Raw genomic sequence first — 17,536 nt, forward strand, 5'->3', positions numbered from 1 at the left:
TTTAAAATAAATGCTCTTGTTCAAAGTTTAAAGAACACAAAAACAACCGCCTGAAGCATATGACTGCAGGCGGTTATTCATTTTAGATAGTAGCCCGGTATTCGATCGAATTGTTGATAATCGTATAAACCACTCTTGCTTGACGGATGGCTTCTGGTTCTGCCTTCAGGATATCCCGATCGAGTACGGTAAAATCCGCTTCAAATCCCGGGGCAATCTTTCCTCTTTCCTCTTCCTTATTGATCGCATAGGCACTGCCAGCTGTATAAAGCTGAACCGCTTCATATGGAGTGAGTTTTTCTTCAGGCTGGTAGCCCTCATGTGTCTCCTCCGGTTTTTTTCTTGCAACTGCCGCATAGATCCCCTCCAAAGGATTGACCGTTTCAATCGGAGCGTCCGATCCGCCTGCGCAATGCAGTCCATTCGAAAGAAGCGTTTTCCAGGCCAATGCATAAGGAATTCTCTCCATTCCAAGCCGCTCAATTAGCCATGGAAAATCCGAAGGAACAAAGCTTGGCTGGATGTCGATAATTAAAGAAGGCTGCTTCATCCTTTCGATCAGCTCAGGCCGTACGAGACCCGCATGAATGATTCGGTCCCGCTCTTTGGTGACTGGCGGATATGCAGAAATGGCATCAAGCGTGTATTCCAGAGATAGATCACCGATTGTGTGAACAGCCACTGGCATTTGGTATTTTCTCGCCTTTTTCACCAGTTCCTTTAATGCTTCCGGCGAATGAATGGCCACACCGGAAGTATCAGGAGCATCATTATATGGCTTGCTGAGAAGGGCGGTTCGTCCCCCAAAGGCTCCGTCACTAAAGATTTTCATGGCTCCGAACTCCAGATATGGCGAGACACTTTTAGGTAGGCGTGATGATTGATAGTCGCCAGCCACACTGTGATGAACGAGAAGATGCGCCTTAAATTTAAGTGATCGATCGTTAAGAACGTCCTGAAATACGGAGATCGTTTTATCAAATCCACCGTAATATCCGAGATCCTCCGTATGGCCGCCCGTCAGCCCCAAAGAAAGCAAATCCTTTACCGCAGCGGTTAACGCGGTAAACAAATATTCATTTGTGGCAGGCGGAACCACATTTTTCACAAGATCTGCAGCACTGTCAAGCAGATAACCGGTCGGCTCGCCATTTTCATCGCGTACAATAATGCCGCCCTCCGGATTTTCCGTCTCTTTGGTAATTCCCGCAAGCTCCAGCGCTTTTGAATTGGCCAAAGACGCATGTCGGCAAACTCTTGACAGAAGCATCGGATGCCGGGGAGCCAGCTCGTCCAGCTCCTGGCGGTGAAAAATTTTTCGGTCCAGAAAGTTGTTTTCATTCCAGCCGTCTCCGAGCAGCCACTTTCCCGGCTTCTCTTTTTCAGCTTCTTTCTTTAAGTACGATCCCATTTCTTCGGCAGATGTAAAATGAGACAGATCCCTTCGGATCAGCTTTTCTCCATGTCCAATGATATGAAGATGACTGTCCACAAATCCGGGAAACATAACCCCTCCTTTCAGGTCTACTTTTTCTTTGATTTCGCTTCCATATCTTTCGGATAGGTCTTGAAGGGAGCCCGCATCCCTAATAACCTTTCCTTCAGCAAAAATGGCTTCCACCGTTTCTCCTTCCCTCATCATTGTATAGATTGTTCCATTGAAGTATAACGTTCCCATATGGCACCTCGCATGTACAGATTTCAGCTATGCTTTTCCCTCATTTAACCACAGTTCATACAATTAACGGAATATTTTCGCACTCAAAAGGCAGGCTTTTTGCCTGCCTTTTTCATCAACTGCCGCTGTTTTCTTTTTGCCTGAGCTCGATTCTCCTGATTTTACCTGATGTTGTTTTAGGCAAATCAGATACAAACTCAATACTGCGAGGGTATTTATAAGGAGCAGTTAGTGTTTTTACATGTTCCTGCAAGTCCTTGACAAGAGACTCAGAAGCTTCTTGCTGTTCATCTTTTAAAATCACATATGCCTTTACAATATGGCCTCTGATCTCATCCGGACTTGCCACGACCGCGCATTCCTTTACCGAAGGATGCTTAACCAGTGCATCTTCCACTTCAAACGGTCCGATGGTATAGCCGGAACTGATGATAATATCATCGCTTCGGCCTTCAAACCAGAAATAGCCATCCTCGTCTTTTTTTGCTTTGTCACCCGTTAAATAGTAGTCTCCCCTGAAGGCCCTTTTTGTACGTTCGGGATCCTTGTAGTACGATTTAAACAAAGCTGGTGAACTGTTGTGAACGGCAATATCCCCCACTTCACCCACCGCAGCCGGCTCTCCATTTTCATCCACAATTTCCACGCGGTTCCCTGGTGTGGGTTTTCCCATCGATCCCGGACGGAGATCCATGCCCTCCATCATGCCTACCAATAATGTGTTCTCAGTCTGGCCATATCCATCACGGACCGTGACATTGAAATGGCGCTGGAAAATATCAATCACTTCCCGGTTTAGCGGTTCTCCGGCAGACACTGCACTGCGCAGCGAAGAAAGCTTATACTGATCCAGATGATCGGTTTTCGCCATCAGACGGTATTCGGTCGGTGTACAGCATAAAACGGATATGTCCTGCTCTTCCATCAGTGCCAAATACTTTTCAGGATCAAATTTCCCATTGTACACGAACCCTGTAGCTCCGCAGCCCAATACGGAAACGAAGGGGCTCCAGATCCATTTTTGCCAGCCCGGTCCGGCAGTGGCCCATACTTTATCTTGTTCTTTTATGCCAAGCCAGCCTTTTGCCGCTGTCTGCAGGTGGGCAAAAGCCCAACCGTGGGTATGAACCGCTCCCTTGGGAAGTCCGGTCGTTCCTGAAGTATAGGATAAAAATGCCATATCATCTTTACTTGTTTTAACCCCTTCAAAGGAACCGCTTTCATTTTTTGCCAAATCATCGAGAGGTTTCCAGCCTTCTTTGCTTCCCCCAATGGACAATTTGTATTGTAGCGAAGGTAACTCGTCAGTGATTTCATCAATGCCGGACAGAAAAGCAGCGTCGATGATCACAGCCTTAGCTTCACTGTGCATAATTCGGTAACTCAAATCCTTTGGTCTGAGCATTTCGGAGGATGGAATGACCACAATACCTGCTTTTAAACAAGCCAAATAAACCACATAGGTTTCCACTTTCCGCGGCATTACAATTAACGCCTTGTCTCCCTTGGAAAGCCCTAGCTTCGTCAGTGCGTTTGCACAACTATTGCAGCATTCAAAAAGCTCGCTGTAGGTTATTTCTTTCTTGTCCCCCTGGTCATTTTGCCAAACAATGGCTTTACGCTCAGGGTTTTGAGCATATTTCTCCATTTCCTCCGTCACGTTGTAAATCGCCGGCGCCTGCAGATCCAATAGATTATCCATTTCTGTGTCCTCCTCTATGTAAACCAAGCATATTTCTCTCTTTATTATACAATAAATTTAGAATATTTTAAAATAACAAAAAAGAGCGGGTACAAGCCGCTCTTAAGCCATATATGAAGTTGGTTAGGAATGAATTATTTTTGTTGTCCGCCGAATTGCTGCTGAGACATCGCAACAAGACGCTTAGTAATTTCTCCTCCGACAGAACCGTTGGAGCGGGAAGAACCATCAGCACTTAAATTAACGCCTAATTCAGATGCGATTTCAACTTTCATCTGATCGATTGCCTGTTGTACACCAGGTACAAGAAGTTGGTTTGAGTTGTTTGACATGTTGTGTTCACCTCCTGTACTTATAGGTTGTGAAAGAAACCAGCTTTCAACCGTGGAAAATATTAAGTGGATAACCAAAAAAAATCCTGAAGATGCAGGGCACCTTCAGGACTGTTTTAAAATAAGTCTTCAAATTCCGTTTGTTCTTTTTGCTCTTCAAAGGTTACGGTTTCGATTGTATCCACGGCTTCCTGGATCAGCTCATCCATATTCTCGATAGCCTGTTCAAACCGATTGGCTTTTTCTCGTTTTGGTTTCGTTTTGGGTGCTGCCGGAACAAAAATGGTACAGCAGTCTTCATATGGACGTATGGAAATATCATACGTTCCAATTTTTTGCGAAATATCAATAATTTCCAGTTTGTCCATCGTAACCACCGGCCGGATAATCGGAAGGTTGGTCACTTCATTGATGGTATGCATGCTGTACATCGTTTGGCTGGCCACCTGACCCAGGTTTTCCCCATTCGCAATGGCCATTGCATTTCGCTCTTCTGCGATCCGCTCGGCGATGCGCAGCATCATCCGCCTCATAATCGTCATGCTGTAGCTTGCCGGAATCTTTTCCTTAATGATCTGCTGAATTTTAGTAAAATGAACGATATGAAGCTTCATTTTACCTCCATATCTTGTCAGCTCCTGCATGAGGTCTTCCGCTTTTTGCCTTGCCCGTTCACTGGTAAAAGGGGGACTGTGAAAGTGTACCGCCTCAAGACGGACACCACGCTTCATGGTAAGGTAGCCTGCAACCGGACTGTCAATGCCTCCAGACAGCATCAATAGCGCTTTACCGCCAACACCGATCGGCAGTCCGCCTGCCCCGGGATAGGTCTCACAGCTGATAAATGTTCCATTGTCTTTGACTTCGACCTTAACATCGATGTCCGGATGATGGACATCCACAGATACATTTTCGGTATTCTTTAAAATGTGGCCGCCGACTTCCCGATTCAGTTCCATGGAACCGACCGGAAAATGTTTATTGCTCCTGCGTGCAGAAACCTTGAAGGTTTTCGGACCTTGTCCATTTTTTAAAAACGTGGCTAGCGCTGCTTCTTTTATGCTTTCAAGTTCATTTTCTGCCCGGATGGCCAGACTGATAGCATGAATTCCAAACACTTCCTGCAGTTTTGCAATCATTTTTTCATGATCTTCTCCGTTAATTTCTACCAAAATCCGGTCGTATGACTTGAGAACGACTGCATTCGTAAACGGTGACAGCTTTTTGCGAACCGTCTCCCTCAGTTGGCTTTCAAAATGTCTTCTATTCTTCCCTTTTAGCGACAATTCACCAAAACGAATAACAATGTGATTATATTGCATGTTTATTTACCCCATTACTGTCTGCAGCTGAACCACTGCATTTTTTAGTTCCTTAAGGACAATCTCTGCTTCCTCCAGCGTATTTTCATACGACAGACTGATCCGTATGGCCGTGTTCGCCCTCTTTTGTCCCAGCCCCATGGCCATAAGTATTCTGCTCGGCCCCGCTTGCTTTGATGAACAAGCTGAACGGGTGGATACATAAATATTCTTTTGATCAAGTGTGTGGATCAGTACCTCGGGCTTCACTCCATCCACCGAAAAGTTGATAATGTGAGGAGATCCGTCAGCAGGTGTATTGATTGAAATTCCCTGGATTTCCGAAAGACCTTCCAAAATCCGCTCCTTGACACGGTTCATGGTCTCCACGCCAGCATCCATTTTGTCAAAAGACATACGGAGCGCCTTGGTGATGGAAACGATGCCTGCCACATTTTCTGTGCCCGCCCGTACGTTGATTTCCTGCTCTCCGCCCGTAAGAAGCGGCGAAAGGCTTACCCCTTCGCGCTTATACAGAATGCCGGTGCCTTTCAGGCCATGAAATTTATGGCCTGACATCGTACATAAATCAATAGCAGCTTCTTTCAGGTTCAAAGGCACCTTGCCAATTCCCTGCACATGATCCACATGGAAGAATACTTTCGGGAATCTCTTTAAAATTTTACCGGCATCCACGACAGGCTGAATCGTGCCGACTTCATTGTTCACATGGATGAGCGAAACTAAAATGGTATCCTCCCTGATGCTGTTCTCCAGCTGTTCGAGTGAAATTTCACCTTTACGGTTTACCGGAAGGCAGGTGACTTCAAAACCCAGGGATTCGAGATAATGAAACGTTTCATAGGATGAAGCATGCTCCACTTCACTCGTGATCAAATGCTTGCCACGTTCCTGATGTTTTAATGCGATTCCTTTGATAGCTGTATTGTTTCCTTCCGTTCCTCCGGAAGTGAAGATAATTTCGTTTGGCTTAACACTCAGCAGCCCAGCTACTGTTTTCCGAGCTTGAAGCATCAGACGTTCTGTTTCTCCGCCTTTGGAATGAATGGAGGATGGATTGGCGAAATACGTTTGAGAAACCGTAACGAACGCATCAAGAACCTCTTTATAGGGTTTGGTTGTTGCACTGTTGTCAAAATAAATCATGATCGAGTCCTCCGCATAACTCACTTATTCTACACATCATTCTATAATACCATAATGGATGAAAAGAAAAAATTGTATTTTTCCGTGCTTTTAGCATTCCATCATCACAAGAAACTAAACCTTCTGCTCTGCTTCCCATGTATACGAAGTTCCGCTTCTTTGGTGAATATAAAAAAAACCGGAACCCGTTTTACGGATTCCAGCTTTATCAGATTTTTTGTTTCACGTTAACTTCGAGTTCTTTCAGGATCCCCGGCTGAACACTTTCTATGGCATTGGCTGCCAGATTGAGTGCTTCTTCATATTGAAAGTTGCGGAACGCAATCTCTGCTTCAATGAGCCGGACCGAAACGGAAGAATAAGAACTTCTGTAGCGGTTGCCATATTGAATGACTTTTTCTGCAAGCATGGCTGTTTCAATGATTTCGGCCGTTTCTTTATATCCTTCTTCCACTGCTTCAAGCGCATTTTCAAGCACTTCGGTAATTTCAGCAATTTCGAGCGGTTTATCGTCAAGGCGTTTTGACACCTCAATAATATAGTTTTCAGCCTTTTCGATGGTCATCAGATAGTGATCAGGCAGTCCTGGCAGGTTGCTTTTTTGCATCATTCTTCTTGCTTCAAGCAGCCGTCTTCTAAGTTCTTTCAGCTTCTCCTTGGTTTCAAGCTCGTCCTTTCGGAGATTCACCAGCTTTTCCTGATATTCCTGATTGGATTTTTTCAGATCCTCCAGCTGAACCGCCATCTCCTCCATCATCTCACGGATGACGGAATAGGAATCCTTTTTTTCCTCAATCGAGTGTTCAATCAAAGCAAAGCGGGTTTGCAACTTGTTAAACATCTTCTCCAGTCGCTTATGCACCTCTACATCGGACTGGTCAAGCTGGTAACTTAGAGAAACCATGTCTGCTTCTGCACGAATCTTTTCCATATCCAGCTGAAGATCGGCCAGAGACTGAAGGATGACTTCCTTCTCTTTAAACACAAACTGCTTGGATATCACTTCATTTTCCAGCAGGTCATACAATTGGTCAATTTCTGTGTTTAATTGATCAATGCCTTTTTGGGTTTCATCAATTTCCAACTCATACACCTTTTCAAGTAAAGCGGCGATCCGCTCGTTCATGGAGCTGATTTCTTTATCGATGCCGATATGATTCAGGATATACCCTTGCTCTTCCATATCGGAGAATCCGTCCTTGAGATCTTTCAGGCTCGATGGAAGATCGGATAAAAGCAGGACAAGCAATTCTGGCACAGACTCCATTTTCTCGCGGAGATCTTTTAAGCGTTCGATACTGTTTACGAGGATTTTTCGGGCTTCGAGGTGGTTGCCCTGTGAGGTCATTTCGTCAAACTGCGCAAACATTGTATTGACTTCCGAGAACTCAGCTTCAAACAGTGCAGCTGTCTTCCCCAACGAGCGGGAGTGTGTAAGAAAATACTTTTTACCTTCACTGAATTGATCCTTCGCTTCAATGATGTCTTCTCTGTTCAACTCTTCGCTGGTCACCAGCTCATCTATTTCTGTGGAGATGGCTTTAATTCGTCCTTCCATCCCCAGAAGCTGTGATTCAATTCGTCGAAGGATTCCTTTTGCTTTGTTGAACCTGTATTTATCTGCACTTTCTTCCGCATCAAACAAGGCCTCGTCCATATTTGGCAGCTCGACAGTTACCATCTCATCCCAATCATTTCGCCAGGATTCAAACTTTTCTTCCGTTTCGCCTACCATGGTAAGCCCTTTGACCTTTGAAATTTCCTCTGTCAGAGGACGGTTCATGATCTCCATTTTCCAGGATTCCAGCCGGTCAATCTGCTTGTAAATCCGTTTGCGTGAAAAGGAGCCGAAAACAACTAAAGCAATTAAAAGAATTACTGCGGCAATTATGTATGTCATAGGAAGCACCCTTTCTTCCTTTCTGCAAAACTGCAAAATCTATGTAATAATCATGTTACAATGATTTACGTTTTATTGTAATAATGATTTATTCCTGTTTTTACTTCGAGCCGGCATTTTTCTTCCTCTAAAACCACATTTAGTGCTGACTCAATGTTCTAATGATAACATGTAAACCCGATTTTTGACCAAAAAAAAATGAAAAAAATGAATAATTTTTTTCCAGAATTATCAAAGTCGTTTTTTATTTAAAACCAATCAGGAGGTTAAGCATGACAGGAATATATGACGGCCATATTCACACCCCCTATTGTCCCCACGGTTCAGCCGATCCACTGACAGAGTATATCGAAAGGGCCATTCAATTGGGTTACCGCGGCATGACCTTTACTGAGCACGCCCCTCTTCCCGAAGGATTCACAGATCCTGTACCTGATAACGATTCAGCGATGGAAATGTCCAGGCTTCCGGCATACCTTGACGAGCTTACTTCATTAAAAAAATATTACAACAGTGCCCTAACTCTTAATATCGGTCTGGAAGTGGATTATATTGAGGGATGGGAGAACGAAACCAGAACATTCCTGGATGAATTCGGCCCCCGGCTGGATGACGCAGTCCTGTCAGTTCACTTTTTAAAGCAAGCTGACCATTATTATTGCCTCGATTACAGTGAAGAGATGTTTGGAAAAATTGCCGCCGTATTTGGCAGCACAGACCAAGTCCATTCATCGTATTACAGGACATTGGCCCAATCGATCACTTCCGATCTTGGCAAGTACAAACCAAAAAGGATCGGCCACATGACACTAGTAAATAAATTTCAGGCTCTCTATCCGACAGAAACTTCTTTCGACCGTGAAATCCAGGGTATTTTACAACTCGTGAAAACTTACGGTCTAGAACTGGACTATAATGGAGCCGGACTATCAAAGCCTTTCTGCAAGGAACCTTATCCCCCGGATTGGGTGATTGAAGCCGCCGTAGATCAAGAAATCCCTCTCGTATATGGATCAGATGCCCACAGCGTGAAGGGATTGGGGCAAGGTCTCGATTCACTCATCCATACGGGAAGCTTAACCGTTCCACTTTTCCTGAATCGTAGCGAATAATGGATTTTGCACGGCAGAAAGAAGAGAGCCTTTCCTTTGCGGTACACAGACAGACTGTTCCAGCCATTTATGGATAAAACTCATATAAGAAGTAACAAATAACGGGTCATGAGGTGCAGTATAAAACACTTCAGAAATATATAAAGGATGAAGAAAAGGCATAATAATCAGATTGCGCAGCTGCAGGGTCAAAAGCATAACCGGCTGTTTGTGAAACTCTTTTTGTTTCATTCCTTTTTCAAAAATGGAATCATAATAATATTTTTCTTTTGCCAGGTAAGTGGTCATCACTTCGCGAACGAGCGTGGAGTCCAGGGTCATTTCACGATGGACAAACCGGGACAGATGAGGCTGCCGCAGCTGATAGTTCAGGACACTCTCAATCACTTCGAGCAGCCGCTCCTTCTCGGGTAGATCGGCGGAGGTATGGTAGACGACTTCAATTTTACGGATGTATCCCTCATAAAACGAGGAGACCAATTCTTCGAGAAGTCCTTTCTTGCCTCCGAAATGGTAGGAAACAAGAGCAAGGTTCACTCCCGCTTTTTTTGCAATCTGACGGACAGAAGTTCCCTGATACCCCTGACTTGTAAACAGTTCAACCGCCGCTTCGGCAATTTTTATCTTTGTGGCCATCTGATCTTTTGACATATTACAACCACCGCCCTTCTTATACTTCTTTTTTCTTTCATAGCGGTGTTTTTCCCTTTAAGATTCGCTCGACAAATACATCTGTTCGGATGTTTTCTTCTACAATTTTTGATAAGATGGTAAAAGACGGCTAGCACATAAAGGGGGATGTTCATGTTTACAGTCGAAAAATACAGTCAGAATCGCAAAGAGGGATACGAACAGCTGCTTAAACAGGCACGTGCTCTTTTGGAAGATGAAACAAGCATCACGGCCAACCTGGCCAATGCTTCCGCGCTTTTAAACCAGTTCCTTCCCAACATTAACTGGGTTGGATTTTACGAATACGAAGAATTATCGGATCAGCTTGTACTGGGGCCATTTCAAGGTCTTCCTGCTTGTGTAAGGATTCCGATCGGTAAAGGTGTGTGCGGTACAGCAGCGAAAGAGCAAAAGACCCTTGTTGTTGAAGATGTTCACCAATTTCCAGGACACATTGCCTGCGATGCTGCGTCACAATCTGAAATTGTCGTGCCCATCGTAAAGGACGGACAGCTTTTTGGTGTGCTTGATATCGACAGCCCGGAAAAAGGAAGATTTGATCAAACCGATCAAGAGTGGCTTGAAAAGTTTGTGGATGAACTGAATAAACACATTTAAGATTAAACATAAAAAACGGCACCGGAATCATTCCGGGCCGTTTTTTTTAGGATACTACCTGGTCCTCTTTTTGCATGAGCGAATGCAGTGCCTGCTCGAGATCAGCCCAGATGTCCTGCCATGCTTCCAGCCCTACAGACAGGCGGAGCAGATTTTGGGGAATTCCCATGTTCTCCCGTTCGTGCTCCGGGACTCCCGAATGGGTCATGGTGGCCGGATGCTGAATCAATGTTTCTGCATCACCAAGGCTGACGGCGATTTTAATAAGCTGCAGCTCGTTCACAAGCTGCTGTGCTTCTTCTTTTCCTCCCTTAATTCTGAAACTGATCATTCCCCCTGACTTTTTCATTTGCTTACAGGCAATATCATACTGGGGAAAATCCGGATCACCGGGATAAAAAATGCCATCAACATAAGGATGCCGTTTTAACAGGAGCGCAATGTGTTCAGCATTATCACAATGGCGGTCCATCCGCACCGGAAGCGTCTTTATTCCTCTCAGAAGCAGCCATGCATCAAATGGAGACATAATACCGCCTATATCCTTTTGTGCGGCGTGGGCAATCTGTTCCATCACTTCTTGCCTGCCAACAGCCACACCCCCTATCACATCGCCGTGGCCGCATAAATATTTGGTCGCGCTGTGAACAACAAGGTCACAACCTAACTCCAGCGGCCTCTGCAGGTACGGCGAACAAAATGTATTATCGACAATGACTGGAATTCCTTTTTCTTTTGCTATAGTCACCACCATTTCCAGGTCGACCAGCTTCATCGTCGGATTGATCGGAGACTCAATATAAATCAGTGATGTATTTGACAAGATTCCCGCATCGAGCTCTTCTGCGCTTTCCATGGAGAGAAAGGAATGACTGATTCCCAGGCGCTCCTCCATGAATTGAAGGAGTCCGTACGTACAGCCATACACTCCTTCTGAACAAAGAATATGCTCTCCGGTTTTCGCAAGTCCCAGCAAAACAGCAGAAACTGCCGCCATCCCGGAAGCAAACGCCAATGCTTTCTCACCGCCTTCGAGCACCGCCATTCTTTCTTCGAATTGGCGGACCGTCGGATTTTTCAGCCGGGAGTACACGTAGCCCTCCTCCGTACCGGCGAATCTCCGCTCTCCGGTTTCTGCATCAGGAAACACAAAGGTTGAAGTTTGAAAGATGGGCGGGGAAAGACTGCCGCTATGCTCCCTGTCATCATATCCAGCATGAATCGCGTGCGTCTCAAAATAATTGGATTTCATCTATGCACCCCTTCTCTGTTTGTAAGCGCTTACTATAATAGCTTCTTCTTCAGAAAGGTGAATCCTCCCCTTCCTTACTAATGTATTCATCGGTTCCGGCCAATGTATCCTTTTCTTGAAGACATCCCTTGACTTGGCGCCCAAAAAAACATATACTAGACTTTGTGTAAAATAAAGCGGCACTGTGTTCGTCACTTGCTGTTATTTTGTTACATGCCTCCCTGGCATGGTATATCACGTAGCTTCTACGGCTGCTGAAGTGAAGGTATAGGCCAACAAAATAAACAGGTGGAAAGAAAACAGTCACTGTTCTTGTTTTACAAAAACAAAACACGTGAAGGAGGAGTCATTCATGGCTCGATATACAGGTTCATCATGGAAGATTTCCCGTCGTTTAGGTATTTCCCTAAGCGGAACTGGAAAAGAATTAGCAAAGCGTCCTTACGCTCCAGGACAACATGGTCCTAACCAACGTAAAAAACTTTCTGAATACGGTTTACAACTTCAAGAGAAGCAAAAGCTTCGTCATATGTATGGTGTAAACGAGCGCCAATTCCGCCGCATCTTCAACGACGCTGGCAAAATGGCAGGAATTCATGGTGAAAACTTCATGATCCTTCTTGAGTCTCGTTTGGACAGCATCGTTTACCGTCTTGGCCTTGCTCGCACTCGCCGTGCAGCTCGTCAATTGGTAAACCACGGACACGTTACTGTAAACGGTAAGCGCGTTGATATCCCATCATTCCGCGTTGCAGTTGGTTCAGTAATCGGAATCCGTGAAAAGTCTCAAAACCTAAGCGCGGTTAAAGAAGCAATCGAAGTAAACAACTTCGTTCCTGACTTCTTGACTTTTGACGAAAACAAACTTGAAGGTACATTCACTCGCTTGCCAGAGCGTTCTGAATTGCCAGCTGAAATTTCAGAACAACTTATCGTCGAGTACTACTCTCGTTAAGTTTAAGAAAGCGTTCCGTTTATGCGGGACGCTTTTTTTTACTGTAAACGGGATGTTCCTCTCGGAGTGGTTGATTTCCGTTCCAGGCTGCTCGCTTTTACCGGTGCGAGCGCCTATGTACCGGCGTAAACACCTGCCTATTTTCGAGGAGTCTCGCACCTTGCACTCCAATCAACTTGCAATGAAGATTTTTTACAAAGATGTTCTGGAAAGCAGCAATCTTTTGAATCACGATTTGTCTTAAAAAAACCGGCTTACCATAATGGTGAGCCGGTTTTCGTCTATTTAGTATCGGATCAGGAAGTACTTCTTCTTACCACGGCGGATGACGACAAATCGATCATCGATTCGTGAGTCTGCTCCAACAACTTTTTCAAGGTCCTGGCAACGTTCGCCGTTAATGGAGATCGCTCCGTTTGTGATATCCTCGCGCGCCTGCCGTTTGGAAGGAGAAATCTTGCTTGCTACAAGCAAATCGATGAGTCCTATGTCCTCTTTAGATTCCATTTCAAAGGATGGAACATCTTTAAATCCTTGTTCAATCTCAGCTCCGGAAAGCTCGGAAAGCTGGCCGCTGAACAAAGCTTGTGAAATTTTGATGGCTTGTTCAAGGGCTGCATCCCCATGAACGAGAGCTGTCAGTTCTTCGGCAAGCGCTTTTTGAGCCGCACGTTTTTCAGGAGCGTTTTGTACCTGCTCCTCAAGTGCCCCGATCTCTTCTTCACTCTTGAACGAGAAGTATTTCAGGAATTTGACGACATCGCGGTCATCCGTGTTGATCCAGAACTGATAGAACTCGTACGGAGTGGTTTTTTCCGGATCCAGCCAGATTGCTCCGCCTTCCGTTTTACCAAACTTGGTTCCATCACTCTTTGTAACAAGCGGAATTGTCAGGCCAAATGCCTTCTCTTCTTCCCCTGCTTTTCGGATCAGTTCAAGCCCTGCAGTAATGTTCCCCCACTGGTCGCTTCCTCCCAGCTGAAGGCGGCAGTCCTTCTGGCGGTATAATTGCAGAAAATCATATGATTGCAGAATCATGTACGTAAACTCGGTAAAGGAAATTCCTGCTTCCAAACGGGATTCTACCGATTCTTTCGCGAGCATATAGTTCAGCGGGAAGTATTTACCCACATCACGAAGGAAGGTAATTACATCCATGTTCCCAATCCACTCATAGTTATTGGCAATTTCCGCAGGATTGTTCTCAGCTTCGAAATCCAAAAACTTGGAAAGCTGGCCTTTGATGCGCTCGCTCCATTGCTCGACGACACTGGATTCATTCAGTGTGCGCTCCGCTTTTTTTCCGCTCGGATCACCAATCATCCCAGTGGCGCCTCCCACCAATGGAATAGGCTGGTGTCCTGCCTGCTGAAGGCGGCGCATTGTCATAATTACGAGAAGATGGCCGACATGCAAACTGTCCGCTGTCGGGTCAAACCCGCAGTAAAATGCTGTTTTTCCGCTGTTCAGTTTTTCTTCCAGACCTTCTCGGTCGGTCATCTGGTTGATCAGATTCCGGTATTCCAAATCTTGCAAGATTCCCATTAATGTTGCTCCTTTCATTGCATCCAATTAAAAAAGACAAATAAAAAACGCCCCCTGAATAAGGGACGTGATTATCGCGGTACCACCCTTGTTGAAGGAAAAATCCTTCCACTCATATCGGTTAACGGCTTTTCAACCGGTCTTTGCTACTGTATGTTCACAAAGAAAGCTCCAGGGTGTACTTCATAATCCGTCTGTGTACTGGTTTGCAGCGGCCACCAGCTTTCTGAAACAGGGAGACAGTTACTACTCATTCCTATCTTCGCTTCTTACTTATCCAATTAGCATATATTCTTCTTTTTACCATAGCTGAAGGGCGATGTCAATTCCTCTTTCATTGACAAAATTGTACCCTCACTCCCTTCAAACGACAACGGATATGATATAATTAGTCAAATAGGGGGGAATTTACATATGTCTCATCTAGAGGTAATTAAGGAAAAATGGAGGCGTTTCATCGCCTACCTTAATGAGAAGAAAATTATCCAGGCCGCCGATAAAACATACACTTTTACATGGAACTTATTTTTAATCATCGTCGTTTTGATCTTGCTTGGCGGCTGTCTGGCAGCTGGAGCCGGTGCAGGCTTTCTGGCTTCACTTGTAAAAAATGAGCCGGTCAGGGCCGAAGCTACCATGAAAGAAGAGATTTACAACTACTCGACGACGAGTATGATGTACTTTAATGACAAATCAAAACTGGGCAACCTTCGGGCGGATCTGAACCGCGACGAGGTATCGTTAAAAAACATCTCTCCTTTTGTAAAAGATGCTGTCATCTCAACAGAAGATGAATATTTTTACGAGCACGAAGGTGTTGTTCCAAAAGCCATCATACGTGCCGTCATTCAGGAAGTAACCGGATCAGCTAACCGCTCGGGAGGAAGTACGCTGACCCAGCAGCTGATCAAGAACCAAATCCTGACCAACGAAGTCTCCTTCGACCGGAAAGCAAAAGAAATTCTGCTGGCTCTCCGTCTGGAACACTTTTTTACGAAAGAGCAAATTCTCGAAGCATACTTGAATATTGTTCCTTTTGGACGCAGTTCATCCGGCCACAACGTCGCGGGCATACAGGCGGCTGCACAAGGGGTTTTTGGTGTGGATGCGAAGGATTTAAGTCTTCCGCAAGCCGCGTTTCTCGCCGGAATGCCGCAGAATCCATTTGTGTATTCTCCGTTTACGAACAGCGGGGATGTGAAAAAGGATATCAGCGCCGGAACGAACCGTATGAAAATCGTGCTCAAGCGGATGCTCACTGCTGAAAAAATTACACCAGACCAATATGAAAAAGCCATAAAGTATGATGTAAAAAAACATTTTACTAAGAAAAAAGATAATTCCTATGAAAAATATCCGTATTTAAGCATGGAAGTCGAACGGCGTTCAGCGTCCATTTTAGCGGCACAGGCTGCGAAACAAGATGGTAAAAACTATTCCAAGCTGAAGCGGAAGGAAAAGGACGAATACCGCCAGAACGCTTATGTACAGCTTCGCCAAAAAGGCTTGAAAATTTATACCACCATCAATAAAAAGATTTATGATGAAATGGAGAAAACGGCAAAGAACAAGTATCTCTTTGGATCTCCTCACACGGTACGCGTCAAAAATGTCAAAGGAAAATGGGTGTATGTCCAGCAGCCCCAGGAAGTGGGATCCATTTTAATCGAAAATAAAACGGGAGCGATTCTCAGCTTTGTTGGCGGCCGCGACTATAACCGTGAGCAGTTGAACCATGCGACACAGGCATTACGCCAAAATGGATCAACCATGAAGCCGCTTCTCGCTTACGCGCCAGCCATTGAAGAAGGAAAAATGCAGCCGGGCTACATTATTCCGGATACACCTTTGACGATAGGTAAATATAATCCGCACAACTATGATAACCGGTACCATGGTCTTCTTTCGGCCAGAACTGCACTTGCAAAATCCTATAATATCCCGGCACTGAGAAGCTACTTGATGGCTGACCACGCCGATGCGTTCAACCGCCTGGAAAAAATGGGATTCTCTAGTATTGCGGAAGCAGATAAAAGCGCACCGTCAGTTGCCATCGGTGGTCTTACCCACGGGGTAACGGTTGAAGAAAACACAAATGCTTTCGCCACCTTCGCGAATCAAGGGAAGTTCGTGGATGCATACCTGATCAATAAGATCGTAGGAAAAAACGGGAAAGTCGTATATCAGCACAAAGTTAAACCGGTCACTGCTTATTCTCCACAGACTTCTTATCTGATCCTTGATATGATGAGAGATGTATTGAAACCGGGCGGAACAGCAGCGAGTATTCCAGGCAGACTGAATTTTTCTGCCGACTGGGCAGGAAAGACAGGAACCACATCATCAGCGAAGGATTCCTGGTTCGTTGCCACCAACCCTAACGTAACTCTTGGTGTTTGGCATGGCTATGACAAGCCGGATGCCCTTCCGGCCGGACAACAGCATATCAGCCAGACCTTGTGGGCGGCTTTTGCGAATGATGCCTATAAATACGCGCCTTCACTGATTGCTCCTAAAGAGCGGTTCAGCATGCCGTCTGGTATCGTAAGAAAAGAAATATGCGGCATTTCCGGAAAGCTTCCATCTGATCTTTGCCGAAAAGCCGGATTGGTCACAACCGATTTATTTAATGTGAAATATGCGCCTAATTCAAAAGACAACAGTTTGGATACCGGCCTTTATGTCATTGCGAACGGCAAAAAATACAAGGCGTCTGATTCTACACCAAAAGAGTTTACGAAAAATGGTGTAATGGTCGATGAGGAATTATTTAATGGTGTGGATTTGAAAGAAGCTGCCGGCGTAGATGCCGGAGATCTCCTCCCTGACAAAAGCTTGCCGGAAAACGGCAAAGCGCCTGGTACGGTCAGCGGAATATCCGTTAAAGACGGTAAGCTATCCTGGTCGTCCTCAGGTGAGAGCGATGTGATCGGTTACCGCATCTATCAGGCTTCCGGCACCAGTGGATCCTTTAAGAAGATTGATAGCGTGACATCAGACCAGACCTCCCTGTCTGCCCCTTCAGGTGTACTCTATGTCACCGCAGTGGACATTGCAGGCAAGGAATCGTCTCCGTCGGAAAAAGTCACCTACGGTACGAAAAAACAGGAATCCACCGATAAAGACAAAAAAAAGGAAGATTCTAAAAAGGAATCCAAAAAAGATACAAAAGAAGAGCCCGAGAAAGAGAAACCAAAGGAAAAGAAACCAACCGAAGAAAAACCATCCGATACGCCAAAGAAACCATCTGATGAACAGAATACCGATAAAAAGGAAACAGAAAACCCCTCGAATTGATCGAG

At 45.2% G+C, this 17,536-nt stretch carries 13 protein-coding genes and 1 other annotated feature; of the genes, 4 read left to right on the plus strand and 9 right to left on the minus strand.

Annotated elements, in window-relative coordinates:
• Nucleotides 1-82: 82 nt before the first annotated feature.
• From QNH15_RS17625 to ezrA, 6 genes are all read right to left on the minus strand, one after another.
• Nucleotides 83-1,678, minus strand: coding sequence for an amidohydrolase (locus tag QNH15_RS17625; protein WP_283889514.1), 1,596 nt, complete (start codon nt 1,676-1,678; stop codon nt 83-85).
• 115 nt (nt 1,679-1,793) lie between these two features.
• Nucleotides 1,794-3,380, minus strand: coding sequence for an acyl-CoA synthetase MbcS (mbcS, locus tag QNH15_RS17630; protein ID WP_283889515.1), 1,587 nt, complete (start codon nt 3,378-3,380; stop codon nt 1,794-1,796).
• Nucleotides 3,381-3,514: 134 nt separating this feature from the next.
• Complete coding sequence (locus QNH15_RS17635; RefSeq protein WP_283889516.1) at nt 3,515-3,712, minus strand: alpha/beta-type small acid-soluble spore protein; 198 nt, start codon at nt 3,710-3,712, stop codon at nt 3,515-3,517.
• A gap of 116 nt (nt 3,713-3,828) precedes the next feature.
• Entirely contained in the window at nt 3,829-5,034 is a 1,206-nt protein-coding gene (gene thiI / locus QNH15_RS17640) for a tRNA uracil 4-sulfurtransferase ThiI (protein ID WP_283889517.1), read from the minus strand.
• A 6-nt stretch (nt 5,035-5,040) separates the two neighbouring features.
• Nucleotides 5,041-6,180, minus strand: a complete 1,140-nt coding sequence (locus tag QNH15_RS17645; RefSeq protein WP_283889518.1) for a cysteine desulfurase family protein — start codon at nt 6,178-6,180, stop codon at nt 5,041-5,043.
• Nucleotides 6,181-6,388: 208 nt separating this feature from the next.
• Nucleotides 6,389-8,080 (minus strand): septation ring formation regulator EzrA, encoded by a 1,692-nt coding sequence (gene ezrA / locus QNH15_RS17650; RefSeq protein ID WP_283889519.1) that lies wholly within the window; start codon nt 8,078-8,080, stop codon nt 6,389-6,391.
• Between the two features lie 272 nt (nt 8,081-8,352).
• On the opposite strand from ezrA, the gene hisJ reads away from it, so the two are divergent.
• Nucleotides 8,353-9,192 (plus strand): histidinol-phosphatase HisJ, encoded by an 840-nt coding sequence (gene hisJ, locus QNH15_RS17655; protein WP_283889520.1) that lies wholly within the window; start codon nt 8,353-8,355, stop codon nt 9,190-9,192.
• Here the strand turns inward: hisJ and refZ are convergent.
• The gene (refZ, locus tag QNH15_RS17660) at nt 9,157-9,843 is read right to left on the minus strand and encodes a forespore capture DNA-binding protein RefZ (RefSeq protein WP_283889521.1); all 687 of its coding nucleotides are present in this window, start codon (nt 9,841-9,843) and stop codon (nt 9,157-9,159) included. The genes hisJ and refZ overlap by 36 nt on opposite strands.
• A gap of 153 nt (nt 9,844-9,996) precedes the next feature.
• On the opposite strand from refZ, the gene QNH15_RS17665 reads away from it, so the two are divergent.
• Complete coding sequence (locus QNH15_RS17665) at nt 9,997-10,482, plus strand: GAF domain-containing protein (protein ID WP_061972476.1); 486 nt, start codon at nt 9,997-9,999, stop codon at nt 10,480-10,482.
• 46 nt (nt 10,483-10,528) lie between these two features.
• On the opposite strand, the gene megL is transcribed toward QNH15_RS17665, so the two are convergent.
• The gene (megL, locus tag QNH15_RS17670; protein ID WP_283889522.1) at nt 10,529-11,734 is read right to left on the minus strand and encodes a methionine gamma-lyase; all 1,206 of its coding nucleotides are present in this window, start codon (nt 11,732-11,734) and stop codon (nt 10,529-10,531) included.
• A 352-nt stretch (nt 11,735-12,086) separates the two neighbouring features.
• Here megL and rpsD point away from each other — a divergent pair, with 352 nt between their 5' ends.
• Entirely contained in the window at nt 12,087-12,689 is a 603-nt protein-coding gene (rpsD, locus tag QNH15_RS17675; RefSeq protein WP_061972474.1) for a 30S ribosomal protein S4, read from the plus strand.
• A gap of 285 nt (nt 12,690-12,974) precedes the next feature.
• Here the strand turns inward: rpsD and tyrS are convergent, their stop codons facing one another.
• Nucleotides 12,975-14,234 carry a tyrosine--tRNA ligase gene (tyrS, locus tag QNH15_RS17680; RefSeq protein ID WP_283889523.1) on the minus strand — a complete coding sequence of 420 codons (1,260 nt, stop codon included), beginning with the start codon at nt 14,232-14,234 and terminating at the stop codon, nt 12,975-12,977.
• A gap of 58 nt (nt 14,235-14,292) precedes the next feature.
• Nucleotides 14,293-14,506: a binding site (T-box leader), on the minus strand.
• 142 nt (nt 14,507-14,648) lie between these two features.
• On the opposite strand from tyrS, the gene QNH15_RS17685 reads away from it, so the two are divergent.
• Nucleotides 14,649-17,531 carry a transglycosylase domain-containing protein gene (locus tag QNH15_RS17685; RefSeq protein ID WP_283889524.1) on the plus strand — a complete coding sequence of 961 codons (2,883 nt, stop codon included), beginning with the start codon at nt 14,649-14,651 and terminating at the stop codon, nt 17,529-17,531.
• Nucleotides 17,532-17,536: the final 5 nt, after the last annotated feature.

This window comes from Fictibacillus enclensis, from assembly GCF_030123385.1.
Taxonomy (GTDB): Bacteria; Bacillota; Bacilli; order Bacillales; family Fictibacillaceae; genus Fictibacillus_C; species Fictibacillus_C enclensis.

Coding starts and splice junctions, on each gene's coding strand:
- rpsD (WP_061972474.1), top strand. CDS start 12,087: ATGGCTCGATATACAGGTTCATCATGGAAGATTTCCCGTCGTTTAGGT.
- ezrA (WP_283889519.1), bottom strand. CDS start 8,080: ATGACATACATAATTGCCGCAGTAATTCTTTTAATTGCTTTAGTTGTT.
- QNH15_RS17685 (WP_283889524.1), top strand. CDS start 14,649: ATGTCTCATCTAGAGGTAATTAAGGAAAAATGGAGGCGTTTCATCGCC.
- megL (WP_283889522.1), bottom strand. CDS start 11,734: ATGAAATCCAATTATTTTGAGACGCACGCGATTCATGCTGGATATGAT.
- hisJ (WP_283889520.1), top strand. CDS start 8,353: ATGACAGGAATATATGACGGCCATATTCACACCCCCTATTGTCCCCAC.
- QNH15_RS17635 (WP_283889516.1), bottom strand. CDS start 3,712: ATGTCAAACAACTCAAACCAACTTCTTGTACCTGGTGTACAACAGGCA.
- mbcS (WP_283889515.1), bottom strand. CDS start 3,380: ATGGATAATCTATTGGATCTGCAGGCGCCGGCGATTTACAACGTGACG.
- QNH15_RS17645 (WP_283889518.1), bottom strand. CDS start 6,180: ATGATTTATTTTGACAACAGTGCAACAACCAAACCCTATAAAGAGGTT.
- refZ (WP_283889521.1), bottom strand. CDS start 9,843: ATGTCAAAAGATCAGATGGCCACAAAGATAAAAATTGCCGAAGCGGCG.
- QNH15_RS17665 (WP_061972476.1), top strand. CDS start 9,997: ATGTTTACAGTCGAAAAATACAGTCAGAATCGCAAAGAGGGATACGAA.
- thiI (WP_283889517.1), bottom strand. CDS start 5,034: ATGCAATATAATCACATTGTTATTCGTTTTGGTGAATTGTCGCTAAAA.
- tyrS (WP_283889523.1), bottom strand. CDS start 14,234: ATGGGAATCTTGCAAGATTTGGAATACCGGAATCTGATCAACCAGATG.
- QNH15_RS17625 (WP_283889514.1), bottom strand. CDS start 1,678: ATGGGAACGTTATACTTCAATGGAACAATCTATACAATGATGAGGGAA.